Genomic DNA, 26,543 nt, shown 5'->3' with positions numbered 1-26,543 from the left:
AGGCGGCCTCCTTGATGAGGAGCTCACCTCAACTGACCGAGCTGACATGACCGATGACTCGATCCCGAGACCGAGCCGCAGCGGCCAGCCGTACCCGCTCGCCTCCGCTTGCCAGCGCTCGGTTAGAAGCTCAAACGTGGATCTCATGTTCGACCGCCTTCAAAGCCGCGCAACCCAAATCACCGGGCGACGACCATTCCACACCTCACCTCCTCCGGTGCTTAGGTCCGCTGTGACGCCGATTGCGGAAGAGAAGCTAAGTAGCTGATGTGGTCAGCTATGGGCCATGTGTGGACGGCTGCGGGTCGGCAAGGAGAATTTTCAGTTGCGGCTGCTGCCTTTGGTCATGTTGAGAACATGGTGCCAGAATGGTCGGTCCCTTTAGCCGCTCGCGACTTTGTCGAAGGCATTGCCGTACGTACTTCCGATACCAGAGCAACCCTGCGGAAATTGGAAATACTCTCGGAACGAAAGTTTGTCACATCTTATGGGTCTCGCGCTGGTCCATGCAGCTCTTGGCGATACGGATGGCGCGTTTGCCCGTCTCGATAAGGCATTTGCCGAGCGGTCCAACTGGCTGATATGGCTGCGACTTGACCCGCGTTGGAAAACTCTGCGGCTCGATGCACGCTTCAAGAAATGCCTGAACCGTCTTAGCTATCCGGAATGAACATAGCAGTGGGTCAACTACGAACAACTCAACGCGAGCAAATCTGGTCCGCGCGGCCTTGCGGATCGAACATCTATAGGGGGTGCCGCAAATTCGGCGGTGGGCCATCTGCAGATGCACCGAGATAAACCGCACAGAGCTACTGAATTAGCTCATCAGCAAGCAGCAGGATTGATGGTGGTATTGTCAACCCGAGGGACTGCGCGGTCTTGAGATTGACGACTAAACGGAAGCGCGTCGGCTGTTCAAGTGGCAGATTGGCGGGCCTCTCGCCTTTCAGGACGCGCTCCACCAAGCTCGCCCCCCGCTCAGCGGTCTCTACCTCGTCCGGACCATAGGACATAAGGCCTCCGTCCCGCACGAAGCTATCCGCCTCATAGATGGCAGGCAAGCGATGCCTCGCCACAAAGTCAAAGACGCGTTTGCGATTGAGAGCGGTGAGCGCGTCCGCTACCATCAATAACCCATCTGGCATGGAGCGTTCCATGCTTGCAAACGCATCATCGAAATCATCAGGCTCGCGCACGCCTAATGCCATCACTGTGATGTTCAACTGCTTTGCCGCAGCCGCAGATGCTTCATAGCGCGCGGTCATTCCGGGGTTACCTGCATTCCACAGCAATGCTACGCGTTGAAGTCGAGGCGCCGCGTTCTTCAGCAATTCGAGGCGCTTCGGCGCGAGCTCGGCTGCGACATCGGAAATACCCGTTATGTTTCCTCCAGGTCGATTGAGACTGGCGACGAGATGCGTTTGCACGGGATCACCAGTGGCAAAAATCACGGCCGGAACCGTACTGGTACCTTCCTTCACTGCAGCAGCCACAGGATAGCTGATGGCAATTATGACGTTGACCTTCGCTGTAACCAGCTCCGTCACGAACCCAGGTAACCGGTCGAGATGCCCTTCAGTGGCACGTTTGACCAGCTCGAGGTTGACCCCCGGAGTAAAGCCGTTCTGCGCGAAGTGGTGAGTTAGTTGGTCCGTGAGCCTGCCGGGGTAAGTGTCCGGCGCGAAGCTCCCTGCGCTTATGACGCCGACGCGGTAAAGCTTCAGCGCCTGCCCGAGCCCAGCCATGGGCCACGCGAGCGGCAAGACTGCTAGACCCCCAAGGGCTGAAAGCAGCTGGCGTCGTTCCATCGCGGTACCAATGACCTGAATGATGAGCGCCTCAATGTAGCACGCCTGCATATCGGCCGTGCAGGATTTCACGGCCGCATTGAGAAACAATCCCCGGCGATGCCCGCTTCGCGTCAATCTCTGCTTAAAGCGCAATCGAGGGCGGTCTGCTGTCCGCTGTAAACCTGACGCTCGCCAGCAGCCGCCGAAGGGCGTCGTCGGTGGGCCAACTAGGCGTCATTCAATGACTTCATCCGCCGACGCTAAGAGAGATGCCGGCAAGTCCAGTTCAAGCACTTTTGCTGTCCGCAAGTTAAGGACAGTTTCAAACGTCGTTGGCCGTTCGATTGGCAATTCCTCTGGTCGTGCCCCTTTGAGGATGCGGTCTACGTAGGACGCCAATCGATGGTAGGAATCGGACAGCTTTGGGCCATATGTGCAGAGCGCGCCGCTTCTGGCAAAAATTGGCCAGCCCGATATGACCGGTACCCGATGTTGCATCGCGAACTCGATTATTGTGTTGCGATTTTGGATGGCAAATCCGTCGGCGAGGACCGAGATCGCTTGAGGAGGGCTACGGTCCATAGCCGCGAGTGCGGAAACGAGTCGATCCTGGGTTGCCGTGGCAAAGAAGTCGGCTGCGATCCCCAGCTGCTTAGCCGTGTCCTCTGAGTACACACGTTCGATGTGTGAGCCCGGATGTTCGGGGTTGCCGATGATCGCAACCCGCTGCAAGTGTGGAACCGCATCTCGCAAGATTTGCAGTCGCTTGGCGTTGAGTTCGGCCGCCATAAACGTCAGGCCAGTCATGTTGCCGCCCGGGTGCGAAAGGCTGGTCGCAAAACCAGCGAGCACAGGGTCTCCACTGAAGACGTATACGCCAGGTGTCGATAGTTTGAGCTGATTCACCACAGTCACGGCGGACCCTTGGACGACCAAGAGGTCAACGGGCGTGCTAACCAGCTCGAAGGCAAGTCTCGGCACGAGCGTAAGATCATCGTCGCCATACCGATAGGTGATTTCTAGATTCACATTCTCAACATAACCAAGCTGTTTGAGACCGCTTCTAAACACGTCGACAAACGGCGCGAGGCTCGGCTCGCGCTGAGCCGTAAGGAATCCTATTCGGAATATTCTTCCGGCTGCCCGTGCTGGTTGCCGCTCCGCAAACACCAGTATGAGGCTCGAAAGCAAAAAAGTGCGTCGATCCATTGGCTCGTCCTGACCACAAGAGCTTAACTTACCAAAGTTGATGGCACCATCAAACAACCTCGGCCAACCGTCCAGAGGGACAGACCTCGGCTTTGTATCGACCGTCGATCACTTCTTGCGCGCACGTGCTCAGCTTGTTCGTGTCACCGTCGGCAAATCTACGTCTGAAGGCGATGTTCTGTCCCTCGACATATCCAAACACACGTAGCGCCGGGATGAACGCGTCGAGCGTGGCAAGACTGGCGTCAGTTCTGACGCCGCGGCCCCCCGACAGAACGCCGATCTGGACAATCTTAGAGGTCTGCTGCGCGTCGGCGGCGATCGGCCAACTCCCGACCGCGCTGATGAGGAGTTTGATGAGCTCGCGCCGCGTCATTTGCCACCCCGACATAGCGGCCATGGTAGCGATAAACATTCGTCACCGGAAGGGTGCAAGGTCTGTCATGACCGCTTAGCCTCCACAAGCTCCCTCCCCTGGCTAGTCGCCAGACGTCCTTCGGTCGACCTCGACCTCTGGACAATCACCGCCGCCGCCGCCTGCCGCCATAAGCAGCTACGCACGCCTCCCGATCTCACTCAATCAGTTCGTCCGCCTCTATGAGAATGGATGGGGGTACCGTAAGGCTGAGTGCTTTCGCAGTTCGCATGTTGATGACCAGCTCGAACTTCGTCGGCCGCAGGACTGGAAGATCGACCGGTTTCGCTCCGCGGAGGATCTTGCCCGCATAGACGCCGACCTGGCGGTAGGCGCCGGCGAGGCTGGCACCATAACTCATTAGCCCGCCATCCGCCGGAAACTCCCGAATGTGGAAGATGCCGGGCAATTGTTGACGAGACGAGAGAGCAATGATCTTGGTTCGCCGAGAGTCGAAGAATGGATCGTTCTGCACCATCAACGCCCCAACGCCAGCTTCATTCAGCGCCGCGAAACCCGCCTCGATCTCAGCATCCGTTGTCGCGCTCTGCACGATTATATCGCGGCCGAGCGACTGAGCTGCGCTCACTACCGACCGTCGGAACTCGTCGAACGCTTCCATTCCGAAGGCCGGGTTGAGCAAAAGTCCCACAAGACGAGCCGAGGGGACCAACGTGCAGAGAAACTCCAGGCGTTTGGCGCCGAGATCACCCGTGAAGAAGTTCACACCAGTGGCCGTGCCTGGCCGATTCATACTTGCGACCAGACCGGCGCGCACTGGATCCTGCCCCACGACGAAGACAAGCGGCACGGCAAAGCCCGCCGCCTTGGCTGCGAGTGCGGCCGGATCACCGGTGGCAATGATAACCGAAAGCGGTCTGCCCCGCAGATCGGCGATAAGGGGCCCCAACTGACTGTAGTCGCCCTTCGCCCAGCGATACTCGATCGCGACGTTACGGCCTTCGACGTAAGCCATTTCCTCCAGCCCGCGGCGGAAGCCGTCCATGTGAACCGTAGCTTCTTCAGGAGAGCGCGTGCTAACGAATCCGATCAACGGCTGAGAAGGTACTTGCTCCGCGCGCGCAGCAGCCGGCAACGTTGCCGAGAGAGCCGCAATTCCTCCAATGAAATCTCGCCGTCGCATTTATCACTCCAAGATACGCGCAAGCAATTGGATGCAAATGTCAGGGGCTCGGCTCCAGGAGATTGCGCTTGAAGTTTTCATGCTGTGCGTGTCACGTTCGGCTATCGCGTCGCCCTGAGTTCGTGATCTCCGACCTGCTGCTGCGCAGTTCTGACTGATTAATGCAGAAGGTCAGCTTGGAGTCAAAAGAGCCTTGCTAGCCTGAGCTTCTAGGGCGCACCAAATCGAGAGCAGCGTCCGGCACCTGAGAAGAGAATTGAAGTTGACAATGCGTTGCAGTGTTAGAGCGAGTCGGCCGGAACTGACTGGAGCGAACATGCCCTACCCCTGCAGAAGCGGTCTATTCGATAACTTCATTGGCCCGCGCGAGCAGTGACATCGGCACGGTTACACCGAGGGTATTGGCAGTTTTAAGGTTGACGATCAGCTGAACCGCCGTGGATTGTACTACCGGCAGATCTGCCGGCTTGTCGCCCTTCAGGATCCGACCTGTGTAAGTGCCCGCAAGACGATAGACGTCTTCAACATTTCCACCATAGCTCACCAACCCTCCGGCCTCGGCATACTCTCGCCTGTCGAAGATCGTGGAGATTGCGTAGCGTTTTGCCAGATCAACGAGTTGGGCGCGCCGGCTGAATAGAAACGCATCCGTGTCGACGAGAAGAGCGCTTCTCCCTCGTTCACCGAGTTCGGCAAGAGCTACATCGATCTCGCTTTCAGTTGTTGCATTCACCGTATCGAGTTGCAGCCCGATGCTGCGAGCCGCCGTTTCCAACGCTCTGGACTGAGTTTTCGCGTTGGGATTCACCGGGTTAACCAGCGCGGCAACAACGCTTGCGTTCGGGAGCAGTTCATGAAGCAGCTCCAGCCGCTTCGAAACGACCTCGACATTCAACGTGACCGCGCCGGTCACGTTGCCTCCGGGGCGGTCCAGGCTGGCAACAAGCCCTAACTCAACAGGATCGCTGCTGGTCGTAAAGACGATGGGAATTTGCGCGGTTGCCTTCTTTGCAACGAGGTTCGCAGGGGTGCTTGTCGCGACGATAACGGCGACGCGCCGGCCAACCAGATCAGCCGCCAACGCCGGCAGCCGATCGTAGTGGCCTTCCGCCCACCGGTACTCGATCTCGACGTTCTGCCCCTCAACGTAGCCGGTTTCGGCAAGCCCACGGCGAAATGCCGCGACGAAGTGGCCATATCCCTGCGGCGATGTGCCATTGATGAATCCAATGACTGGCATCATGGGCTTCTGCGCCCACGCCGCAAGCGGCCAAACGGCAGCGGCGCTGCCGAGTAACGAGACGAACTCGCGCCGCTTCATGTGATCATCCTGTTGGGATTGCCGGTGACGCAGCACCTTGCGCTTAAAAAGCGGAGAATGAAACAGCTTATAAGGAAAGCCGGCGTTGCGGTCCCAAGAGGACGTTTCGGGCCAAACTGCGTAGGGAGTTGACCGGAGCAACTCTAGTCCGCTCTTACCTTCCTAAGCTGACCTCAACAAGGTGCGCGGCTACTGCGCAGATGCGCCAGAAGCGGTTGTCGCGAGACTACGGAAACAGGAAGGTGACGCGGCTGCCATCGAGATCTTACATGCCGCCAAACAATTGTTGAAGCGTGGACAATCTTTGGGCGCGGTGCGGGACTTCTACTCAAACTGAATGCGGGCGCCCTTGGCACCGTTGAGTAGCCGCTTGAGATGAAATCCTGCCAGCGCGTCGTCAGCATGTAGGCCAACCAGTGCAGCAAAGGCCGGCATCGCCGTTGTATCGCCGGCCTGCAGCCTGGCGAAAGCCTCGACATATTGCGCGGTGGAAGGCGCCCTGAATGCCGCGTCCTGAAGCGGCTCAAAAGCACGAAGCGGCTCGCTGCGTCCTCGCAACATAATTTCACCGACTGGCCGTCCCTGAAAATTGCCCGCGGCTGCGGCTGCCGCTGCGCTGACGCAAATGCGGGTGCCGAGATACTTATTCGCAGCCTCGAGCCGCGCTGCGGTATTGATGGTATCGCCATAGGCGGTGTAGTCGAAGAATCGACTTCCGCCAAAGTTGCCGACCAGCGCAGCCCCCGCATGCACACCGATGCGCGTGGCACCAAAATCAACGCCCTTTTTTTCCCAGCGTTCTCGATACATTTGGGCCCAGGTGTCGAGTTCATGAGCGCAGGCAATGGCTCGTCGGGCATAATCGGGCTGTTCGCCTGGCGCATTGAACAGCACCTGGATCGCGTCGCCTAGGACCTTGGCGACCGTGCCCTCATGAACGAACACCACATCGGTCATACCGCCCACATATTCGTTGAGCAGCGCGCCCAGCACTTCCGGGGCTACGGTCTCCACGAGCGAGGTGAAGTTGGTGATGTCGGTGAAGATAGTCGCAATCTCCCGCCAGTGCACTTCCATACCGTCGCTGTCGCCTATCGCCGCGAGACGGCTGGCGATCTGCGGCGAAAAATAACGAGATAGCGAGGCGTGAGCGCGTTCGGCTTCGAGCTGGCGGCGGCGGGCCTCGCGCATGGTCTGGACGTGACTGATCGTCTTGTTGATCGTGATTTCAAGGTCGTCGAAGTCGATCGGCTTGGTCAGAAAGTCGAACGCACCGCGGTTCATGGCCGTCCGAATGTTGCTCATGTCGCCGTAAGCAGAGACGATGATGGTCGATTTCTTGTCCTCGTGCTCCTGCAGCTTGGCCAGCAGCGACAACCCGTCCATCCTGGGCATATTGATGTCGGATACCACCATGTCGACATGCGGATGCTGCTCGATCGATGCTAACGCCTCGATGCCGTCATGCGCGAATACGAACGCCATTCCTCCTTCACGGATCTGCCGACGAAATTTCTGCAGCACCAGCGTCTCGAGATCAGGCTCATCATCGACGACCAGGATAGTCGCAGTCATGCAGCTTGACCTAGTCGATTATCAATTTCGATCCGGAGCAGCGCGAAGTCGATCGGCTTGGTCAGCAGGCCGACCGCGCCGTTCTCGATGGCCTTGCGGCGCGTTTCGGCATCGCCGTACGCGGTGATCATGATCACGGGCACATCAGGGCGCTGGGCACGTACTTTTGGCAACATCTCGAGTCCGCTCATGCCAGGCATGTTGATGTCGGAGAGGATCAAGATCAGTGAGGGATCTCTGACCTCAGCGGCACGCGCCAGTGCTGTGGCCGCCGACGGGGCGAATTCCATCTGAAAGCGGCCAGATTTCAGATCGCGGCGGAACTGCTGACGGAACATGGGCTCGACGTCGGGCTCGTCGTCAACGACGAGTATGTAAACGCTCAATTTTTTTCTCCGCTAGTCGTCGGTCCGGTCCTGCTTCTGGGCAGCGTGATAATGAATTCGGTAAATGCGCCGGGCTCGGTGGCGACGTCAATTGTACCGCCGTGCTGCTTCACGATGATGTCGTGGCTCATTGACAATCCCAGGCCGGTGCCTTCGCCCGCCGGCTTGGTGGTGAAGAAAGGATTGAAGATCTTCTTTCTCACCTCGGGAGGAATGCCGGTGCCGTTGTCGCGGAACCGTATCTCTACTTTGTTGCCCAAGCTCCTGGTCACGGCGCTTAAGATCGGCTCGAAGTTTTCGTCGCACGTCTCCTTGCGCTTGGCGGCGGCATAGAACCCGTTCGAGATCAGGTTGAGGAAGACCCGAGTAATCTCCTGCGCATAGACGTCGATCTGGCCCGCGGCGGGATCGAGGTCGCGTTCGAGCGTGATGTTGAAGCCCGCCTTCTCGGCGCGTGCGCCGTGGAAGGCGAGATTGAGGCTTTCCTCTACGATCGCGTTGATGTCGGTGGGCCGCTGCTCACCCGAGCCTTCGCGGGAATGTAGCAGCATGTTCTTGACGATCGAATCGGCTCGCCTGCCGTGCTGCACCACCTTTTCCAGGTTGCCCTTCAGCATATGGGTGAGTTCATCGACTCCCTCGCGGGTCTCGCCATCGAGCGCCGCCGGCTTTAGCAGGTCGTTCAGCTCTCCAATCAATTCCCCCGACAAAGCAGCGAAGTTGTTGACGAAATTGAGCGGATTCTTGATCTCATGGGCGATACCAGCGGTAAGTTGGCCTAGCGAAGCGAGCTTCTCGGTCTGCACCAGGCGGTCCTGCGCGGTGCGCAACTCCTCGAGCGACCGCGCGAGTTCTTTGGTCCGCGCCTGAACCTCGTCGAACAGCCGGACGTTTTGAATGGCGATAACGGCCTGGTCCGCGAAGGTGGTGATGAGCTCGATCTGCTTTTCGCTGAAGGGCCGCTTCTCCCGCCGCGTCAGGACGAACACGCCTATCGGCACGCCCTCACGTAGTAACGGAACAGCAATTCTTGATTGCGCCGGATCCGGATCTCCTCGCAGTGGCGAAAGACCATCGTTGAGTACTGTCGTTTTAGCTTCGGACAAAGCGCGTCCAACTGCTGTTGCTCCGCCCGGCGTGAAACGATAGCCTTTCAGAAACTCCCGTTTTTTAACGCTAAGCCCGCAACTTGCCGCCAGTCCGAAGGCACCGTCTCTGGGTTGCAGAATGAGCCCTTCATCTGCCTCGCACAGTCGTGCTGCCGACTGCACGAGGGTATCAAGTACCGTTTGTAAATCGAATGTCGAGCGGCTGATGACCTTGAGAACGTCAGCCGTTGCCGTCTGCTGTTGCAGTGCCTCGCTCAATTCCGCGGTGCGCTGCTCGACCTTGTTCTCAAGGTCCGCATAGGATTCCTGAAGCCGCCCCCCCATCTTGTTAAATTGATTCGCAAGACTTTCGAGTTCATCGCCGGTCGTGATTGAGATACGCTGAGCAAAATCGCCGTCGCCAATTCGTTCGGCGCCAGCGCTTAATGCCCTGATCGGACCAACCATACGGCGGGCCAGGAAAACTCCGGCTAGAATGGCAAAGGTCAATGCGCCGGCGAGTACGATCGAAAGGCGTTGCAGCGCCAGATACAGCGACGAATAGGCTTCATTGACCGGCAGCTCTACAAACATGGTCCAGCCCAAGGGCACGATCGGCGCGGACGCTGTCAGCACCTCTTGGCCCTGGATATTCAGCGAGCCCTGCAGCGCATCGGCCTCGTTTGCACTGCCGGCGTGCGCCGCCTGCACCTGCACCAGCTTCGACATGTCGGTGTTACGCAGCACCAAACTGATGTCTGGATGCGCAATTAGCCGTCCTTCCGAACCCACCACATAGGCATGCCCGCCTTCGCCGACCTTGATTTGCGAGACCACTTCCCAGATGAGCTTCAGGTTGACTTCGGCGATGCTGACGCCGGCGTCCTTGCGCGTGCCGGCCAGCGACAGAGTCATGTAGGGCTCCGAGTCCCGGCGGAAGTAGACGGGGCCGTAATAGACTTTGTTGGCGACCGCTTCGGTGAACTTCGGATCCTTGGATAGGTCGAGGCCGGAGTCCACGACATCCATGGCGAGGCGCGATATCCGCAACCGCTCCTTACCCGTCGAGTCTATTTGCGACAGTTCGGTAACGGCCGGCACCTGCCGCAGCAGCCTGAGGGCGTCAAAACGCCGGTCCTGCAGCGAGCCCGCCGACCACGGTAGCTGCGTGGTCCAGCCGAGCTGGCTTTCGATTTCCTTGATAAATTGGCCGATCTTGGCCGCGGCGGCCTCGGCCTGCTCGTGCTGAATCCGGATCAGGGCCGCCTTGTGCTCGCGGTAATAGAAGAAAACTTCGAAAATCCCGTTCGAAAGCAGCGCGAGCCCCACCACCACCACGAACAGCCCGACATATTTGGCGAAGAGGCGAGCTCGGACTTTCGGCGGCGCTGACTGCGCTGCGGGTGCCTCCGGCCCGGTCGAAGCCGCCAGCGTCCGTCCGTCCGACGTGTCCGGTTGAAGGGAAATGCTCATCCCAGGCATGTTATCAAGAGGAATTGGCATTGTCGCCCGCGCGAGCCACGAAAACGCCTAAGCCGCGATGAACCGCCTTGGCCGTTCACCAATAACTTGGCGCCCATGAACTCGGAAATAATTGCTCTCACTCGAGTACCCCGTCGGCGCGAGCGAGCAGCGCGGCAGGAATTTCGATGTCAAACGTCTTTGCAGTTTTGAGGTTGATAAAAAGTTCAAACTTGGTGGGTTGTTCGACCGGCAAGTCAGCAGGCTTCGCGCCTTTGAGTATCCTATCCACGTAGGCAACGCAGCGCCGGTTGGAGTCGATAATGTCCGCTCCATACGACATCAACCCACCGAGTTGCACAAACTCTTTGCCCATAGCCATTGTAGGCAGCCGATGCTCCGCCGCCAGGTCGACAATGTGCTTGCGTTGATTAAAAAGCATCGGACTCGGAAATATGAGAAGGGCATCGGCACGCTCTCCGGCAATCGCGGAAAACGCGCGATCCAGATCTTCGGGGACGTACACAGCAACAAGTCGGAGGTGCACTGCCAAGGTAAGTGCCGCCTCCTTTGCTTCGTTCATCATGTCGTTCATCGTGGGCTCGCCGTAGGCGCCGGGATGCCAGAGCGCCGCGACTTGCGAAGCCGTGGGTAGCGCCTCCTTGAGCAGGGCTAAGCGCTTGGGGACAAGCTGCGGTCCAAGGAAAGTTAACCCGGTGACGTTTCCACCCGGTCGAGCGAGACTAGCTACGAGCCCGTCTCCGACAGGATCGCCCATAACCGGAACGACAATGGGAATATGGCTGGTTGCTTGCTGCACGGCACGCGCGGCGAGCGAATTCGATGCGACGATAAGATCGACATTAAGGCGCACCAGTTCACTTGCCAGAACCGGAAATCGATCGACGTTCAAGTCCGCGGCTCGGACCTCTACGATCACGTTCTGACCAGCGATATAGCCGTATTCGCGTAGTCCCAGATCGAAGGCCTTCAGGATTGCCCGCGCCTCGGGAGATACAAGCGAACCCGTCACCAGGAAGCCAATTCGCGGTACATTTTTTTTGGGCTGCTGCGCCAATACCGCGAGCGGCCACGCTGCTGCTCCGCCAATAACACCAAAAACGTCTCGCCGCTTCATGGGCTCCCTCATCGTCGGGAAGCAGCATCGTATCGGCTAAAACGAGTACAATGATAGGGGGAAACCAACTTCGTTATCGCTAATTGAGACCGACTCACGTCCGGGTTCGGTCACAAGCGGCAGTAGGCGCCGAATTGGATCGATGTCCGGATTGCCCTGACAGCCGACCCACCGGCTCGCAAGATCGGTGGGTTTGCCAGGCTCCCGCTTACGCTGGCGGGCCTGCTATAGAGGCAAGCTACGATGGCGAGAACCACGTCGGCGCCCAGCTCACCCGAATACGCAGCTTTCCTCGGGCTGTAAAGTTGGCTACCGGAGGATCATTCCCAGCGACCACTCGGTTTCGTTCGCGCGGCGATCGTCGTCTCGATTTCCTGAACCATCTCTCGCACTCGTTCGGCGAGCCGCTCGAACAGCGCTCGCGTCTGCTTATCAGGGGCAGTTCTCGCCAAGCGAGCACAATAGCCTGCCTCCGTTCGAAACTTCTCAAGTTGAGCAATGAGTTCTTCCATTCCCGCCGTTCTACTCCCACATATCCGAGAGCTGTTTAGCGGCGACCTATCGGCCGGACACCTGGGAAATTTCCCAGTGTCCCAAGCGTACAAAATGGCGGTTGCGCTGCAGGGAGAAAAAACGGCTCAAGGCGCGGAGCTTAGAGCTTCTAGCGCGAGGCTCGACGCTCGACGACGGAGCCACGGTTGCGCTGCTTTTTGAACTGAGATAGGCGGCGGATGCAGCGCCGTAGAACTACTGTGCATTGCTGCAGTGCACCCAAGATGCTTGCTGTTGAGGCAGTGAAAGCTTCATAAGACGTCGAGACCAATTGGATCGGAGAAACCATATGACAGGTCCCACGAAGCGATCCTGAAACAGACCGGCCCTACCCTTCATCAGGTGGATAGGGGACCTAATGGCATGTGGACGATCATCAACGCACTCTATGAAGAGTACTGCCAGGCTCGGCTTGACGAGATGCTGCGGATCGACGCTGTAAAATAGGAGAACTCCGGCGCCGTAATGGGCTGAAGCCCGAGTTTGGATCATCCGCAATAGAATAAATTGGAGGGTAACATGCCGGCATTGGCTACCCGTATTTTTCCGAAGGCGACGGTCGATGCGATTGCTGACTTCGAGACGTTCTTGTCCGTGTCGCTATTCTGCTTTGGCGGCTTGCTGATCTCCGTGAGCATTATTGTTGCCGACAAGTACATGCCGGGCGAGTGGTTCTGACCGCGTCGTCCTGACAAAGGCGAACCCGATGGTGCGTACGATCGTACTCGCCGCGTTCTTATTGATGCCGGCGTGCTATGGTGCTGCCGCTGAGCAGGCTACAGCCGACCAGTATACCGACCTGCAGAAGAATTTTGCTGAGGCATACAATCGCAAAGATGTCGATGCCATGGCTGCAGCGTTCACCGATGACGCCATTCGAGTGACGCCGAGCGGTATGTTCGTTGGCCGAGAAGCGATTCGCCGTAACCTGCAGGATGTCGTGAACTTGGACCTGCACGACTACTCGGTAGAGCGAAACGTGTCGCGTTCTTTCGGCAACTTCGTGTTCAATGCTGGCGAGTGGCAGGCCAAGCTCGGTGACCAACTGCTACACGGCTACTATACCGCAATCGTGGTCCGAGACGGCAGCGTGGCGAAGATCATGGAAGAGACCGTGACCGTGGCTGCTCCTGGGCAGTGATGAAGCTTTAGTATGAGGCGACTATCGGCCTGCTGCGCTGGTGGGCATTGTTTGTTGCTGTACTTAGCGTGCGGCTCTGTTCACCCCGAACGCCGGGTCGCGCTCCTGATCGACAACTCCGCCTCCAAAAGCGTTCCCCCGCTCGCGAACCCGGTGAACGACGCCACTCTTGTCGGAGGCATGTTACATAGGCCGGCGATTTCTGTCATTCCGCACGTCGGCTAGCAGCCTCCTCGCGCGCAGATGCGGGCAGCGCCCTCTGAGACCAGTCGCCGTCGCGCCGCACGGGGCATCCCGTTTGTGACTATTAAGCAGCCTGGCTTCGACCGCCGTCGATGACCGTGAACAGCGCGCGCCGATCAACTGGTGAGCTACTCGGCTGATCAGGATTTTCAGCGGACCCTATAGGTGGCGGACACTTTTCCAGCAAGGTTTCCGACGTTGCCGCCTCTGCTTCTATATCAGCCACGGGAGTTTTTACCTTCTGTTCCATAAGTTCGAGTGCGGCTGCGCCCTTTGCCGTCAATCGCCAACCGAACGAATATCTTTGCACAAAGCCTAAGGAGAAGACGTCCAACGACGGGAGCGTAGCACCCAGCCGCTTGCTGTAGCTTGCCCAATCAGCGCCGCTCGTTGCCAAAAATGCGAGGTCGCGTTTGATATCCGTAAGCGTCGCCAGCCCAGTGGGGTAGCTAGCAAGTAACTTCAAAATGGAGACCTGGAAATTCACGACCTGCCACCCACCCGGCTATGCCGGCTATTTTGTCAGTGGTTCGTGGCACAATGCAATAAATTTGAATGGACAATGCGGCTTACTGATCTAGCAGAACTCCGTTGGGCGCGGCATGAGCGATCCGGATGAGAAGGAAGTCCACGATAGCCTGGCACGAACGTGCGCTGCATTCTGGAGGGTGACGAGTTGACGCCCCTATTGCACGCACGGAAGAGGTACTCGAAGCCGAGCAACGTCAGGTCATTAATGGTGACTGGCTTTTTCTCTCCAGGCATACCGGCGCATCTAAACGTTCTCGGTCCAGCGCCGCGTTACTCGTTCAGTTGGCGCAGCCGAGGAGAGCCGCGCAGCAGCGAACGTTGATGGTCGATATATTCTCGCACTACCTGCCGAACTTCTGCCATTCCCACGGACCGGTCCTCGCGCTGGGCCCTTGTCTCGACTCGCGCGTCAGCGCTCTCCAGTATTGACCGGCGCAGCTCGTAGACCGCCATGGCAGCTTCGTCTGAAAGCGCCCGCGCCTGCTCTCGTGCGGCACGGGCCTCATCGACAAGCCGTCGACGATCAGCATCAGGGTCTTCCGTTTTCTGCTGTGTCATCTTGAGCCCCGAATCAATTGACGGCCCATCATGCAGTCGACGTCGATAGCGCGTCGCTAACTTAAATTATTTCGCGATTTCGACCGCTATGCTCCACTAGCGGACTTGGTCTTCCAGCTGGGTCGGTTCCGCCAGGGCGGGCCGGCCTGCGGACAATTAAGCAACTGGTCGCTAGATCGGACCGTGCTTGGAGTATGTAAAGCGGGCCACGCTCTCTCCCGACTTTCTTCCTAGTTACAGACTTCTCTTTGAAACTGCTCTTGCGCGGCTCCAGTCTTCACAATATGGCACCCCCTTCCCACCGGCCGGCAGCCAGCGGAGCTACAGTAAATCTGCCCACTGGCCTGTGGCTTTGATGCCTGCGATTCTGCCTGTTTCCGGTCTGCATCCCGCTTCCTGGAGTCATCGCGAGTCGCGATAGGCTTCTTGTCCGGCATCTTCTCGCATTCGTTGTCGTCGTTGACGCGATAGCCAACGCGGCAGGCAATCTTGACGCAGGTGTCGCCATCAGCTCTGGAGCCACGATCACAGACCAGCGGACAGACCCGTCCAGGCTTGCCCTTGATCGCGTCGAGCGCGTCTAAGCTCGCGAGCTTGGAGTCGAACCTCGTGCCGGCATATTTATTGAACAGCGTCAGCGAGCGTTGTGACGAAGCATTCCAGTCACCATCTGCCGAGGCTGTCAGGCAGCCGACGCGGCGGAGTTCTGACTGCACCAATTTCGTCGTCTGGGGCGAAATCGCTAGCGGGGTCGAAGCCGGCGCGATAGCCGCGATCTTCTGCTCCGCGTTGGCTGAGGCTTGTTTGTCGGCAGCTTGCTTCGCGGCCAGCTCGGCAACAGCCTTGTCGCTCGCGATCCTCTCAGCAAGCGCCTTCTCGGCGGCCTGCTTGTCGGCCAGCGCGTTGGCAACGGCTGCCTCGGCAACCTTCCTTCGCTGCTCGGCAGCGACGGCTTTCGCCTCCTCAACCTGCTTGGCCTTTTCGGCCGCGAGCCGGCTGTCCTCAGCGATCTTGGCGGCAGCAGCCGCCTTGTCCTGCTCGGCCTTTTTGGCATGGTCTACCGTAAGCCGCGCTTTTTCGTCCTCGGCCTGCCGCGCCTTATCGGCAGCAGCGGCGCGGGTCTCTTCAGCAGCTATCTTGTTTAATTGCCCTCTCGCCAAATTGGCGTAAAAGCCATCAGGAAATTGACCCAGGAAGGCTTCCCAGCCGTCTCGGGTGCCGAGTTGGAGCGCCAGTTCGTAGTCCCTGCGAATCGCATCGAGTGGGCTAGCCTGCGGTCCTGGGGCAACTGCCGGCTTCGTCGGCACTAGCGGTACGTCGTCGCCGCCGAGTGAGCCATATACGTACGGCTCCTGCTTGTAGCCGGTGTTTTTGAGCACGTCGTCGCGCACGAAGCCGAAGGCCTTGCGCAGGTCGAGCCCTGGCGTCGGCAGGCGCTCGACGAGCGCTGTCGAGAACGGGCTGTTCTTGGAGTCGCCATCCGAGGCGGTAGAGCCGGCCTTCGCGGCGAACGCGATCATCGTGTTCGGGCTGGTCGGCTCGATCTTCGCAAGTCCCCGTCCAATCGCGCGCGACGCCACCGTTCGCTTCATGGTCTTGGCGAAAGGATTGTCACGGCAGGCGTCCAGAATAACGAGGCGGAGCTGCTTGGCAGGTTCGATGGCGAACAACACCCGGTCGAGCGGGAATGTCTCGTCAAACACGTCGGTATCGGTCTCTAGCGCCGCGTCGGTCGGGATAAGATAATTGTTGCCGTCTAGCTCAATGCCGTGGCCAGCGTAATAGATCACGGCGACATCAGCATCGCGCGCCTTCACCCCGAATTCGCGAAGCGCCTTACGCATGTCGACGACGCTCAGGTCGAGTTTGGTATCGACAACATCGAAGCCGGCCTTCTTGAACATGCTCCCGACGAGCGTGGCATCGTTCACAGGGTTGGCGAGCCGGGGGACGCTCTTGTAAGCTGAGTTGCCGATGACCAGCGCAACGCGCCGCTCGGCCTGCGCCGGAGCGGAGCCCAGCGTGATTGCAGAAATCAATAAAACCGAAAACCGAAGCGCGCCCACTTGGAGCCCCAAATCACAATCTGGGCAGAGTATTCGCAGCCTGCCGGAACGCAAGGGCCCAGTCTGTGACGCGGGTCACGCCACGATCTGCGTCGCTAAAGGCGACCGGCGGGGTAACTCAGCAACAAGTCAAAAGCTGCCTTGGCCAGCTTGCATCGTCCTGTTCCGGTCCCCCTCAGAAAGCAGCCCTGGCGCCGCCCTGAGTTAGAGTCCGCCACCGGGCCACAACCGGACTCGTGCCAACGCTGCCCCCTGTTGTTATTCGAGACAAGGCAGTGCAGCATCGTGGAGGGCTGAGCGACTGCCCAGCCCGTTGGGGGTACCTCGCCTATTTCCGCTCAGACGACCAGGGAAAATTGACGAAAGTCTCCCGGCTGTCGAAGCAGATATTGCCGTACATCTTGAGATACGACGCGCGAACCGCCGGGTCCTTGTAAACCGCCCCGGGGTCGGCCACATCGGCCTCGTAGCGGGCGATGTTTTGTAGTGTCAATGCGCGCGGCAGGATGTCCATCGCCTGCGGAATGCTTTTGCCTTCGAGCCAGTCGGCCGCGTGCAAGGGCGAATTACAGACGCTGATCAAAATGATCAACGGGGGCTCGACTGCAGATGCAATCGCGACCGAGCTTGGAAGGTATATCGCGTCCGTCAAAACGGGTGGCCCCCGACATGGGATTTTTGCTCCGAAGCGAGAGGACCGCTGCACAGAGACGTAGACATATAAGTCCCTTGTAGAATCGCTCTATGCTGGCTCAGCCAAACCTTACGGGGAAAGCAGGGAATGGTTAGGCCCGGCGCGTCTTACCGGACAAGGACGCGTCGGGCCGCGAGTGCGTAAACGCGCACAAGGCTGGCGGCGCCTTGCCTTGGCGAATACGGGTCGGCTAATCAGCGAACGGGTCGCAACCGCGGCGGCTTGCCGCTACTGAAATCCGGCCTGACATCAGACCCCCGGTTGCTCATCCGCAGCAAACAAACCGCGGCTCGCAGACAAACACCCGCACACCGACAGCCCGGACCGCGAATTAACGCACCACGGAGCCGCGCTGACGATCGGCGAGCGCCGCAAGCCGAGGCGGCTTACTTCTCTTTCTCTTCCGCTTGCTCGTGCTCAAGCTCGCCGATCAGCTTCCCAATGCGCTCTGTGGTCGTGGGGTTAGTCGCGCTTCGCAGCAAGCGTCTGGTTTGCTCCAACCGAACAGCAATTTGCTCTTGGCGGTCTATCTGGTCCTGCATCATTTGTGTCGCCTCCGCATGGTCAGACGGGTGGCGAGCCAAATAGTTCAATTCGTTATGTGGGGCTGCGCCGCCGACTCGCGTCAGTTCCCCTCCGCGAACCGCTTGATGGCGCAGGTGACCCTAGCAGACCTAAGGAAGCCCCATCCGCAACGCAGCTACCAGGGGGTGGCCCGAGGGCTCCCGAACGAGTAGCGACTCCCTGGAACGGCGTAGAGGGCAAACTGCGGGCGCTGGAGTCCTTCGGAATCCTTAGGGCAGTTGAGGTGCTGCAAAGAGTCAGAACGAGACAAGAACTTAAAGTTCAGCACGCATGCACTCTACGGGCTTGAAGAACCTGAGCGCCTGGGAAATCTCAGGAAATCTTGACCGACAGAGGAGTGCCGAGGTGAGCCTAATAGCCGGGCTGTCATTCGATCGCGAGGGCTCCCCGATGGGCCCAACTAGGCGTGTCGGCCATTCCGTTAACTGTATGCTCTTACTGTTTAACGGACATGGTCACAAATCGTGGTTCATGAACAGATCGGCGGAACACGTGCAGCAGATCGAAACCAAAGACCCTATCGAGGCCCGGCGTAGCCGCTACGCTCAGTATCGGGGGCTAGTCGCGACCCTGACCTTTGGCCGCGCGACGGTGAGAGGCATGGTCCGATCGGTCAAGGAAGACAGCTCCTGTACCCCGGTGCGATGGTTGATCACTATCGCTCCGAGATAAACAGCGGTTAAGACGGGATATGGTGGATAATCCGGGCCTAACAATCGGCCAGCCCGTCCTTCCCGCGATGTCCGCTTGCGCTCAATGTGCAAGCGAGCGCGGCGCTGTCTCCAGACGTTAGGATCATGGCTTCCAACAATCCAGCATCGCGAGCCAATTAGTCGTCCGTGAACAAGGCTCTAAGCGCTCGGGACGCGAATTCGCCGCGCTAAATGATCACGCGAACTGCCGCTGATCCAATTTGTTGTGCGCATCTAGCCTCGGCTGACGCGAAAGCGGTTCATTTGCGGCCACCTCCTCTGTCAATACATTGAAGCGGACCAGCTTCGTTGGGCCAAACGCAGTTGATATAGCCACGTCAGCAGCATCTCTGCCGCGAGCCACGACAATGCGGCCGATGCGGGGATGGTTGTGCCGAGCGTCGAACGTATACCAATGTCCACCGATATACGCTTCGAACCACGCACTGAAATCCATCGGAGCGGGGTCTCGCGGAACACCGATATCTCCCAGAAATCCTGTGCAGTATCTCGCGGGAATGTTCATGCACCTGCAAAGTGTGACCGCGAGGTGCGCAAAGTCGCGACATACGCCTCTACGCTCTTCGTGAGCCTCCGAGGCTGTGCGATCGCTTCTAGCAAAGCCGTATCCGAACTGGATTCGATTATGGGTATAATCACAAACCGCCTGAACCCTTTGCCATCCACCATTGATCGAGCCAAATAGAGACCAAGCGAGATCTGAAAGCTTTTGCGTGTCGCAGTATCGACTGCCCAGCAAGTACACCAAGGCGTCGTCCGGCAACTCCGGAACCGGGGCTTGCAGAGCATCGATCACTACGGCATCGGGTAGTCCACTGTCTTGGATAACGAACTCGTTGGCAATCTCCATGAGCCCGGCCGGGGCGACGAGGCGCGTACAAATATTCCCAAACATATCGGTATAATTTTCGGCCGATACATTCGGCGAGAATTGGATGCGGTGGGCACTAAGGAGATCCGTTTGACGAGACGGATGGACACTGAGCATCAGCACCAGAGGCACGTCCTGGGAGCATTCAAACGCAATATCGTAGCCTGCGCGGATCTTCAAAGCCGTCTCCCTACCCGTCACCGTTGACGTCGCGGATAAGCCCGCCTGGCACGTGTTTGTTCCGCGAACTCATCAGCTATCCTGCTGAAATGAAAGGCAGTCGCGCGGACCGAAAAACAACAACATTTCCCTTGCGAACAACGGGCAAGACCGCGTCTTATCCTGCGCGACCGAGTGGAAGCGATGACCGTCTATACTGTCTACCACAGCACCATTTATCGCTACCGCAAGCCCGTGAGGCCCGGTCAGCATCAGCTGCTTTTTCGTCCCAGGGACAGTTTTGATCAACGGCTCCTCGATTGCGAACTTGCGATAAATCCGCAGCCGGTCGAAATCCGCTGGATACACGACGTCTTCGGCAATTGCCTCACGCTGGTTGAATTCAACACCTTCTCAGACGTGCTGGAGTTCGAAACAACAATCCGTCTCGAGCATACCCCGGAGAATGCTCCAGACTTTCGGATTGAGGAATATGCTCGAGAGCATCCGTTCGCTTATGACGGCAATGAGCTGCCGGATTTAGACCCATACATCCATCGCCACTATCCCGCCGATACAGCCGTCCCCGAGTGGCTGTCCAAGTTCGTGCCGCCCGGCGTGAGCCGCCCTACGGGGCAGTTGCTCATGACCCTCAATGAAGCTATCGCGGAGGGATTTTCATACCAGCGCCGCACGTTGCGAGGCACTCAAACACCTGAGGAAACCATAGGTCTTCAACGGGGGACTTGCCGCGACTTCGCGCTGCTGATGATGGAATGCGCGCGCTCACTCGGCTTCGCAGCCCGCTTTATTACCGGATACGTCTACGTGCCAGATCGTGATGGACCGGCTCGGCTCGGAGGCGGCTCAACACACGCCTGGTGTTCGATCTACGTCCCAGGCTCCGGTTGGGTCGAATTTGACCCAACCAACGGCATCGTTGGAAATCGGGACCTCATTAGAGTTGGCGTCGCTCGGACCCCAGCTCAGGCTATCCCGCTTTCTGGCACTTATCGTGGCGATCTCGGGGACGAGGCTGGCATGGAAGTCACAGTGAACGTAAAGTCAGCGTAGTTACTCAGAGGCTCAAGGATCCGTCGCTGCCAGATCCGATACCTCTCGAACCCATAGCCGGTTGAGCTGCCGCTTGTTCCGCTGCGTAGCCTGACAAGCCCGTGCCGCTCGGGCCGGCCCGTGTTCGAACCAGTCGTTTCGATATCGCCGGTAGTTGGTGCTCATGCTGCTGGAGCCGAGTCGCCTGTTGTTCCGGTTGCACCGGTCTCGCCTAGTTCCGGCGCCTGACATGACAGCGGAGCCAGATGGAGCGGTGGCGGCGGCAGCTCTGGTGATGGTGCGGGCGGCGCGAGTGGCCCGATGGGTTTCCGGCGATGACCTCATGGCTGCGCCAGCGTCCTATCTCATAACCCAGGCCGAGAAGGCTCAAAGGCCCTTGCAGGAGAAGAAGTTTCCAAGGCTGAGGCCTCCGAACCAGCTCATCGACTAGCTGCGGCAAAAGGCTGGGTTGGAGCACTAGCGGGAACCGCAAGTCGTGTGTATGCAAACGAGATTGGGATTCGCAGATGCCTTATTTCGTTTGCGCTCGCGACGGTGCCGGGCAGATCATTTTGAAGAGAGACACCAGCCGCGACATGGGCTGCTTCGAGGTCCAAGTCATCGCGAAGGCTGAACAAAAGGCGGCCTGATCACCATCATTCGGATCTTTCAGAAAACCCGCCCATTCCCGTTTTCTGAGCCTCAGTAGTCTTTTCCGAGAATGCCGATGATGCCAAACCTCACCAGTCCGGCTCCAGTCCCGCTTCTGATCTAGTTTTGAACCTCTCATTCGATCGGACGACATACTCAAGCTGGGGATTTCAGCGCCCGGTGAACACGCAGCGTCGCGTGACGAATATATTCCGTCACCGCGGCGCTGTTCTTTCAAACTTTTCAATTTAAGATGGATTGGCCGGCGACTCGGCGCTGAAAATCCCCCGTCGCCAGTCAGAGAACCCCGTGTGAGAACGCGGGGGTTTTCTTTGAACCATTTCGGGTTCACCGCGTCTTATTATTGAAGCGCGGAGATTCCCCCACCCCCGCTTCCTATCAGAAAGCCCCGCTTCCCCCAGGCGGGGTTTTCGCTTTTGGCGCGCTACAAAAACGCATCGGTTGTTTTGGAGCTCTCTTTTGGCTTGACCAAGACGCGGGCCAGTTTGAGGAGGCTTTACTTAAGCAGCTTCGGCGGCTCGGCTGGTCACCCGACCCTTAGATTTTCAGCCGATGTTTTGCCTTTGTTGCTCATTTCTTCGTAGCTGACCTTAGCACCCTCATTGAGGCTACTAAGGCCTGCCTTCTCGACGGCCGAGATATGGACAAATACGTCCTTGCCGCCATTGTCAGGTTGAATAAATCCGTAGCCTTTTGTTGGGTTGAACCACTTCACAGTACCAGTCGCCACATCTGCCTCCTGCTTGAGCAATGACCGAGCTTAAATCGAGTACGCACGTCGCGGCAAGAAAAACAGTCCTCTTGAACCGGCGGGGTTGCCGCTCCATCACGGGCACGAATTCCTCAGGACGCGAGCAGCGGACGAGGTTTCTATCGTTCTGGAAGCTGGGGGTGCCGGATATTCAGAACTTTTGCTGAAGCCGTGCCTTGGCGACCGCGATCTGCTCCCGAGAACGGCGGAGAATCTTTCGTGCCATTTGGCTTGCCTAGTTAACATGACACGTACACTGCTATTGCGAGTGCACCCGAAACTATTGCGATTCAGGAGCCGAATTTAGTGGGTTGGATCACGAATTTGCTCCGCAGGCCGGATGTCGGTCTTCGGCCTCGGGTCGGCGCACAGGTAGACCTACAGCCGCTATCCGAGCGCGGCGGCCAATGGTTGAAGCACAACCTGTATCGCTTCCCGGGCGCGGTCTGGTCTCGCAAGCGGGGTTGTGTGGAGCTGGCGGAGGGCGACGTGATAGCACTGCATCTCGTGGTCGGCCGGTTGAGAGAGGCCCGGGTTCGGATGCGGTTCTATGGTCGTCTCAGCCGCTGGGACGGCACGTCACCGGTCTGGAGTCAGCTGGTGCGCGGGAAGGAATGATCCGGCGGCTGTCGAAGCCACTGGCTCGCCGACTGCCGGGCGCCGCTGCACATCCAGCCCAGAAACTCGGCGAACTGCTGCCATGCAATTGCGAGATCAAAGCAAGCAACTCAATGAGGCAGCGTGAATGACGCCCCGCCGTCCTCTAGATGCTTGCATCCATTCCGACATGCCGAGGCTGAGGGAGGCTGGCGCGTTGGCGCTCCGCGTAGATCGGGAGTTCCCAGGCGCTATCCTGCGCAGAACTAAACCGCCGCCGTGCCTTTCTCAGGAGGCGGACGAGATCAGGTGCGACGCTTACTCGGGGCTGGATTGCTGCAGCACGCGGGCCCGAACCGGGTCCCAGATTCTCTCGATGCAAATTTCCCCAAGTGCGGTAAGGGCCACATCCACCCCGGATGATCCCCGGACCTGAATTCAAGTTTCAAACAATCTGCCAACAATTAGGGGGCTCGTCGCGCGGAGCGGCCGCATTGCAAGCTGCTCTATTTGCCGTCGATAATCGTAAAGCGCAAAATAGAAGCCGTTGAATCTACAAGATATTTTCGCTGCAACTTTATTGCTGATTGAGACAGCACCGACGGCGACCGAGCCTCGCCTGCGTCGAACTGGCTGGGCCTTAAACCGCGCGCGTTAACTTGTTGTCAACAAATTTGGCCAACCCTTGCGTACCAAGGAGAGAGGCCATGAAAGGCTCATCCAACCGCAAAGGCCTGTCATCGATGGCGGTGCGCGCCAGCGAGACCACCGGCACGCACCTCGCGCATTGGCCGCCACCCCAGCGCGGCAAGGAAAGCAAGCCCGTCTTCATCAAGCATGTCGCGGGCGAGCCGGCGAAGCGTGCCAAGCCGCGCGGCTGGCGCCTGACGCGAGCGATCTTCTCCGAATTCGCCGACGACGAATAGCGGCGTTCATTTCTCCGGCTTCTTGCCACCCGTCTTCAGCTCGCGATAGCGCACCGCCCCACCTTCGCGGATGGTCTGCGGGCTACGCTCCAGCGCCATGGCGTCATCAGGCACGTCGCGCGTGATCACGGAGCCCGAGCCGATATAGGCGCCGTTGCCGATTGTCACCGGTGCAACCAGCGAGGAGTTGGTGCCGACGAAGGCGCCCTGCCCGATGATCGTCTTGTGCTTCTTGAACCCATCGTAGTTGCAGGTGATGGTGCCGGCGCCGATGTTGGAATTGGCGCCGATGGTGGCGTCGCCGATGTAGGAGAGATGGTTGACCTTGACGCCGGCCTCCAGCGTCGCGGCCTTGGTCTCCACAAAATTGCCGATGCGCGCGCCGTCGCCGAGCGAGGTGCCGGGCCGCAGCCGCGCATAGGGGCCGATCGAGACCTTCTTGCCGAGCTTGGTCTCGACGATATGCGAGAAGGAATGGACCACCGTGCCGTCGCCGATCGAAACGCCGGGGCCGATCACCACGAAGGGCTCGATCGTCACGTCGTTGCCGAATACGGTATCCGCGGCGAGATAGACGGTTTCGGGCGCGATCAGCGTGACGCCGGACTCCATCGCCACTTTCCGCAACCGCGCCTGCATCACGCCTTCAGCCTCGGCGAGCTGCGCCTTGGTGTTGATGCCGCGCACTTCGTCCTCGCTGGTTTCGATCACCACGGCATCCCATCCCTGTTCGCTGATAATGCCGACCGCGTCGGTCAGATAATATTCGCCCTTGGAATTCGCATTGCCGATCTTGTCGAGGATCGCGAGCGCGCGGCGGCCGTCGATCGCCATGACCCCGGCATTGCACAGGTCGATCTTGCGCTCCTCGGCGCTGGCATCGGCCTGCTCGCGGATCGCGACCAGGCGGTCGCCCTCGACGATGAAGCGGCCATAGCCGGTGGGATCGGCGGCGCGGAAGCCGAGTGCGGCAATTGCGGCGCCTTTGGCCAGCGGCGCGCGCAGCCGCGCAAAGGTCTCGGCCGAGATCAGCGGCGTGTCGCCGAACGCAATCAGCAGATCATCCACGCCCCGCGCAATGACATCACACGCCGCCAGCACCGCATGTGCGGTGCCGAGCCGTTCCTGTTGCACGAAGGTGAGCGCGTCGGGACGGATGCGCCTTGCTTCGTCCGCCACCGCCTGATGATCGGGTCCGATCACGACCGCGAGCGAGGTGCCGGTTCCCTTGGGCGCCGCGGCGAGCACGTGGGCGAGCAGGCTCTGGTGCGCGACAGGATGCAGCACTTTCGGCAGGTGTGAGCGCATACGCGTGCCTTCGCCGGCGGCGAGCACGATCGTGAGGCTGGAACGGGCGGTCATCGCAATCCTGTCAATCGGCCGAATCAATCGGCGCCAGCGGGCGACGGGCCGCCCTCATCAGCTATCGCCTTGCTACCCCCGCAAACGCCCGGAGTTCAAGTGCGACACGCTTTTCCTGTTAATGTTCCCTGATTGATTCGGGGAAGCCGGACAGGGGTTGGGCACTTAACGTTCATGGCAAAGGATTCCGACCCACTGGCGGATGCCTTCGGCGCCAAGGAGACCGGCGGGCTGTTCTCCGGACTTGTGGCCGAGGAGAGTTCGTTCGATCGCGGCATGATGTGGCGGCTGGGCTCATGGGGCGTGGCGGCCGTCGGCGCCGTGGTGCTTGCCGTGTTCGCCAACCAGGCCCAGCTCGGCTGGCGGCGCGACCAGGTCGCATCCGCCGATCTCGCGCGCCAGGCCGACCGGCTCCAGATCCTGACCAAGGAGAGCCAGAACGAGGCCCGCCGGCTCGCCTCCGCCATCGAGACGCTGAACACCGATCGCGACCGGCTCTATTCGCGCGTCACCGTGCTGGAGCAAGGGCTCGATTCCGTCACCGGCGCCATCGCCAAGCAGACGACAACGCCGCCGCAGGCGTCCGTTGCGAAGCCGCAGGACGCGCCGGCCTTGATCGGCCCGCCGGCGCCCGGCATCGCGCAGGTCGCCTCGACACCGGCTCCGGCCAACGACAAGCCGCGCGCCGAGGCCGCAAAGGAGCCGTGGAGTCCGCCGCCGCAGAGCGCGGCCGCGGCCTCGCTGGTCGCGCAGTTGCCGGCGACGAATTCGGCACTGCCGATGCTTCCGTTGGTCCCATCCAAATCGATCATGGCGCCGCCCGATCCGGCCGCCCCGAAACTGGTTCAGCCCGAAACCGCAGAGAAGGCGACCGAGAAGGCTGCCGAGACGAAGCCAGAACCGGCGCCCGCTCCGATCGAAGTCGCCGCGGCACCTGCCAAGGAGGCCGCCGAAAGCGAGGCTCCCGCGATCGCGGTCCAGCAGACGCGCTTTGCGATTGATCTCGGTGGCGCCAACTCGCTCGATGGCCTGCGCGCGCTGTGGCGCGGGGTCACCAAATCCAATCCCGAAATCGCAGCGCTGCGGCCGATCATCATGATCAAGGAAGGCAACACCGGCCTTGGCATGCAGCTCCGCCTCGGCGCCGGTCCGCTGATCAATGCAGCGGCTGCAGCAAAACTCTGCGCCGGCCTCGCCGAGAACGACCGCCACTGCGAGACCACCGTGTTCGACGGCCAGCGGCTGTCAATGCGCGGCGGCCAAGAGAAGAAGCAGGACAAGACCCAAGACAAGACCCAAGACAGGGTTCAGGAGAAGGACTCCGACAAGCCCCAGGACTCGGTGCCGCAAGCCGAGACCGCCCCAGCGCCCGCGCCGGCCGCCAAGCCCGACAAGCGTCGCCGCAGCTATTCCTCAAAACGCTCATCGAAGCGCGAGGAGCCCGCGCCTGCTCCTGCGGCGCAGCCGGCCGCACAGCCGAAGCCCGAGACGGCGTCGGCGGGATCAACGCTGTCGTCGTTCTTCAGAAGGTAGCTTACCTCG

Annotated in this window: 24 protein-coding genes; 7 read left to right on the top strand and 17 right to left on the bottom strand. The window is 59.5% G+C overall.

All coding sequences use genetic code 11. From position 1 onward, the window contains the following. Positions 1–487 precede the first annotated feature (487 nt). On the top strand, positions 488–670 hold the full coding sequence (locus BcanWU425_RS37720) for a TPR end-of-group domain-containing protein (protein ID WP_445818657.1): 183 nt from the start codon (positions 488–490) through the stop codon (positions 668–670). 139 nt (positions 671–809) lie between these two features. Here BcanWU425_RS37720 and BcanWU425_RS20685 read toward each other — a convergent pair whose 3' ends face one another. The 9 genes from BcanWU425_RS20685 to BcanWU425_RS20645 all read right to left on the bottom strand — a co-directional run bounded on the left by BcanWU425_RS20685 (position 810) and on the right by BcanWU425_RS20645 (position 11,527). Beyond that, complete coding sequence (locus tag BcanWU425_RS20685; protein WP_231188491.1) at positions 810–1,898, bottom strand: ABC transporter substrate-binding protein; 1,089 nt, start codon at positions 1,896–1,898, stop codon at positions 810–812. A 126-nt stretch (positions 1,899–2,024) separates the two neighbouring features. Then, on the bottom strand, positions 2,025–3,056 hold the full coding sequence (locus tag BcanWU425_RS20680; protein ID WP_231188489.1) for an ABC transporter substrate-binding protein: 1,032 nt from the start codon (positions 3,054–3,056) through the stop codon (positions 2,025–2,027). Beyond that, a complete protein-coding gene (locus BcanWU425_RS20675) occupies positions 3,049–3,375 on the bottom strand; it encodes a hypothetical protein (RefSeq protein WP_231188488.1) in 327 nt (108 codons plus the stop codon). Before BcanWU425_RS20675 ends, BcanWU425_RS20680 begins: the two co-directional genes overlap by 8 nt. A gap of 196 nt (positions 3,376–3,571) precedes the next feature. Then, positions 3,572–4,420, bottom strand: a complete 849-nt coding sequence (locus BcanWU425_RS20670) for an ABC transporter substrate-binding protein (protein WP_231188486.1) — start codon at positions 4,418–4,420, stop codon at positions 3,572–3,574. 478 nt (positions 4,421–4,898) lie between these two features. Next, entirely contained in the window at positions 4,899–5,879 is a 981-nt protein-coding gene (locus BcanWU425_RS20665; RefSeq protein WP_231188484.1) for an ABC transporter substrate-binding protein, read from the bottom strand. A 324-nt stretch (positions 5,880–6,203) separates the two neighbouring features. Further along, the gene (locus BcanWU425_RS20660; RefSeq protein ID WP_231188482.1) at positions 6,204–7,454 is read right to left on the bottom strand and encodes an adenylate/guanylate cyclase domain-containing protein; all 1,251 of its coding nucleotides are present in this window, start codon (positions 7,452–7,454) and stop codon (positions 6,204–6,206) included. Continuing rightward, entirely contained in the window at positions 7,451–7,840 is a 390-nt protein-coding gene (locus BcanWU425_RS20655; RefSeq protein ID WP_231188481.1) for a response regulator, read from the bottom strand. Before BcanWU425_RS20655 ends, BcanWU425_RS20660 begins: the two co-directional genes overlap by 4 nt. After that, a complete protein-coding gene (locus tag BcanWU425_RS20650; RefSeq protein WP_231188475.1) occupies positions 7,837–10,401 on the bottom strand; it encodes an ATP-binding protein in 2,565 nt (854 codons plus the stop codon). The genes BcanWU425_RS20655 and BcanWU425_RS20650 overlap by 4 nt, the downstream gene beginning before the upstream one ends. Positions 10,402–10,528: 127 nt before the next feature. Continuing rightward, a complete protein-coding gene (locus BcanWU425_RS20645) occupies positions 10,529–11,527 on the bottom strand; it encodes an ABC transporter substrate-binding protein (RefSeq protein ID WP_231188474.1) in 999 nt (332 codons plus the stop codon). A 1,071-nt stretch (positions 11,528–12,598) separates the two neighbouring features. On the opposite strand from BcanWU425_RS20645, the gene BcanWU425_RS20640 reads away from it, so the two are divergent. Then, on the top strand, positions 12,599–12,757 hold the full coding sequence (locus BcanWU425_RS20640) for a hypothetical protein (RefSeq protein ID WP_231188473.1): 159 nt from the start codon (positions 12,599–12,601) through the stop codon (positions 12,755–12,757). Positions 12,758–12,785: 28 nt separating this feature from the next. Beyond that, positions 12,786–13,220, top strand: coding sequence for a YybH family protein (locus tag BcanWU425_RS20635; RefSeq protein WP_231188472.1), 435 nt, complete (start codon positions 12,786–12,788; stop codon positions 13,218–13,220). A gap of 307 nt (positions 13,221–13,527) precedes the next feature. On the opposite strand, the gene BcanWU425_RS20630 is transcribed toward BcanWU425_RS20635, so the two are convergent. The 6 genes from BcanWU425_RS20630 to BcanWU425_RS20605 all read right to left on the bottom strand — a co-directional run bounded on the left by BcanWU425_RS20630 (position 13,528) and on the right by BcanWU425_RS20605 (position 19,661). Then, positions 13,528–13,950, bottom strand: a complete 423-nt coding sequence (locus tag BcanWU425_RS20630) for a hypothetical protein (protein ID WP_231188471.1) — start codon at positions 13,948–13,950, stop codon at positions 13,528–13,530. Between the two features lie 314 nt (positions 13,951–14,264). Then, positions 14,265–14,552, bottom strand: coding sequence for a hypothetical protein (locus BcanWU425_RS20625; protein WP_231188470.1), 288 nt, complete (start codon positions 14,550–14,552; stop codon positions 14,265–14,267). 230 nt (positions 14,553–14,782) lie between these two features. Beyond that, a complete protein-coding gene (locus BcanWU425_RS20620; protein WP_231188469.1) occupies positions 14,783–16,618 on the bottom strand; it encodes a caspase family protein in 1,836 nt (611 codons plus the stop codon). A 328-nt stretch (positions 16,619–16,946) separates the two neighbouring features. Then, on the bottom strand, positions 16,947–17,210 hold the full coding sequence (locus tag BcanWU425_RS20615; RefSeq protein ID WP_231188468.1) for a hypothetical protein: 264 nt from the start codon (positions 17,208–17,210) through the stop codon (positions 16,947–16,949). Between the two features lie 488 nt (positions 17,211–17,698). After that, positions 17,699–17,857, bottom strand: a complete 159-nt coding sequence (locus BcanWU425_RS20610) for a hypothetical protein (RefSeq protein WP_231188466.1) — start codon at positions 17,855–17,857, stop codon at positions 17,699–17,701. A 928-nt stretch (positions 17,858–18,785) separates the two neighbouring features. Beyond that, on the bottom strand, positions 18,786–19,661 hold the full coding sequence (locus BcanWU425_RS20605; RefSeq protein ID WP_231188464.1) for a transglutaminase-like domain-containing protein: 876 nt from the start codon (positions 19,659–19,661) through the stop codon (positions 18,786–18,788). 183 nt (positions 19,662–19,844) lie between these two features. On the opposite strand from BcanWU425_RS20605, the gene BcanWU425_RS20600 reads away from it, so the two are divergent. Beyond that, entirely contained in the window at positions 19,845–20,714 is an 870-nt protein-coding gene (locus BcanWU425_RS20600; protein ID WP_231188462.1) for a transglutaminase family protein, read from the top strand. Between the two features lie 506 nt (positions 20,715–21,220). Continuing rightward, positions 21,221–21,343, top strand: a complete 123-nt coding sequence (locus tag BcanWU425_RS37405) for a hypothetical protein (protein ID WP_268738910.1) — start codon at positions 21,221–21,223, stop codon at positions 21,341–21,343. A gap of 548 nt (positions 21,344–21,891) precedes the next feature. Here the strand turns inward: BcanWU425_RS37405 and BcanWU425_RS20595 are convergent. Beyond that, entirely contained in the window at positions 21,892–22,095 is a 204-nt protein-coding gene (locus BcanWU425_RS20595) for a cold-shock protein (RefSeq protein WP_231188461.1), read from the bottom strand. Positions 22,096–23,420: 1,325 nt separating this feature from the next. On the opposite strand from BcanWU425_RS20595, the gene BcanWU425_RS20590 reads away from it, so the two are divergent. Further along, positions 23,421–23,639 (top strand): hypothetical protein, encoded by a 219-nt coding sequence (locus BcanWU425_RS20590; protein WP_018457943.1) that lies wholly within the window; start codon positions 23,421–23,423, stop codon positions 23,637–23,639. Positions 23,640–23,645: 6 nt separating this feature from the next. Here the strand turns inward: BcanWU425_RS20590 and glmU are convergent, their stop codons facing one another. Then, positions 23,646–25,001 carry a bifunctional UDP-N-acetylglucosamine diphosphorylase/glucosamine-1-phosphate N-acetyltransferase GlmU gene (gene glmU / locus BcanWU425_RS20585; protein WP_204511261.1) on the bottom strand — a complete coding sequence of 452 codons (1,356 nt, stop codon included), beginning with the start codon at positions 24,999–25,001 and terminating at the stop codon, positions 23,646–23,648. 174 nt (positions 25,002–25,175) lie between these two features. Between glmU and BcanWU425_RS20580 the strand changes: the two genes are divergently transcribed. Continuing rightward, positions 25,176–26,534 (top strand): hypothetical protein, encoded by a 1,359-nt coding sequence (locus BcanWU425_RS20580; protein WP_204511262.1) that lies wholly within the window; start codon positions 25,176–25,178, stop codon positions 26,532–26,534. Positions 26,535–26,543: the final 9 nt, after the last annotated feature.

Source organism: Bradyrhizobium sp. WU425 (assembly GCF_021052305.1).
Taxonomy (GTDB): Bacteria; Pseudomonadota; Alphaproteobacteria; order Rhizobiales; family Xanthobacteraceae; genus Bradyrhizobium; species Bradyrhizobium canariense_D.
This window is presented reverse-complemented; position numbering and strand designations above follow the sequence as displayed.

Excerpts from the sequence above, each read along its gene's own strand:
- BcanWU425_RS37720 (WP_445818657.1), top strand. The coding sequence starts at position 488 with ATGGGTCTCGCGCTGGTCCATGCAGCTCTTGGCGATACGGATGGCGCG.
- BcanWU425_RS20675 (WP_231188488.1), bottom strand. The coding sequence starts at position 3,375 with ATGACGCGGCGCGAGCTCATCAAACTCCTCATCAGCGCGGTCGGGAGT.
- BcanWU425_RS20670 (WP_231188486.1), bottom strand. The coding sequence starts at position 4,420 with ATGGACGGCTTCCGCCGCGGGCTGGAGGAAATGGCTTACGTCGAAGGC.
- BcanWU425_RS20665 (WP_231188484.1), bottom strand. The coding sequence starts at position 5,879 with ATGAAGCGGCGCGAGTTCGTCTCGTTACTCGGCAGCGCCGCTGCCGTT.
- BcanWU425_RS20660 (WP_231188482.1), bottom strand. The coding sequence starts at position 7,454 with ATGACTGCGACTATCCTGGTCGTCGATGATGAGCCTGATCTCGAGACG.
- BcanWU425_RS20650 (WP_231188475.1), bottom strand. The coding sequence starts at position 10,401 with ATGAGCATTTCCCTTCAACCGGACACGTCGGACGGACGGACGCTGGCG.
- BcanWU425_RS20645 (WP_231188474.1), bottom strand. The coding sequence starts at position 11,527 with ATGAAGCGGCGAGACGTTTTTGGTGTTATTGGCGGAGCAGCAGCGTGG.
- BcanWU425_RS20640 (WP_231188473.1), top strand. The coding sequence starts at position 12,599 with ATGCCGGCATTGGCTACCCGTATTTTTCCGAAGGCGACGGTCGATGCG.
- BcanWU425_RS20635 (WP_231188472.1), top strand. The coding sequence starts at position 12,786 with ATGGTGCGTACGATCGTACTCGCCGCGTTCTTATTGATGCCGGCGTGC.
- BcanWU425_RS20625 (WP_231188470.1), bottom strand. The coding sequence starts at position 14,552 with ATGACACAGCAGAAAACGGAAGACCCTGATGCTGATCGTCGACGGCTT.
- BcanWU425_RS20610 (WP_231188466.1), bottom strand. The coding sequence starts at position 17,857 with ATGATGCAGGACCAGATAGACCGCCAAGAGCAAATTGCTGTTCGGTTG.
- BcanWU425_RS20600 (WP_231188462.1), top strand. The coding sequence starts at position 19,845 with ATGACCGTCTATACTGTCTACCACAGCACCATTTATCGCTACCGCAAG.
- BcanWU425_RS37405 (WP_268738910.1), top strand. The coding sequence starts at position 21,221 with ATGCCTTATTTCGTTTGCGCTCGCGACGGTGCCGGGCAGATCATTTTG.
- BcanWU425_RS20590 (WP_018457943.1), top strand. The coding sequence starts at position 23,421 with ATGAAAGGCTCATCCAACCGCAAAGGCCTGTCATCGATGGCGGTGCGC.
- glmU (WP_204511261.1), bottom strand. The coding sequence starts at position 25,001 with ATGACCGCCCGTTCCAGCCTCACGATCGTGCTCGCCGCCGGCGAAGGC.
- BcanWU425_RS20580 (WP_204511262.1), top strand. The coding sequence starts at position 25,176 with ATGGCAAAGGATTCCGACCCACTGGCGGATGCCTTCGGCGCCAAGGAG.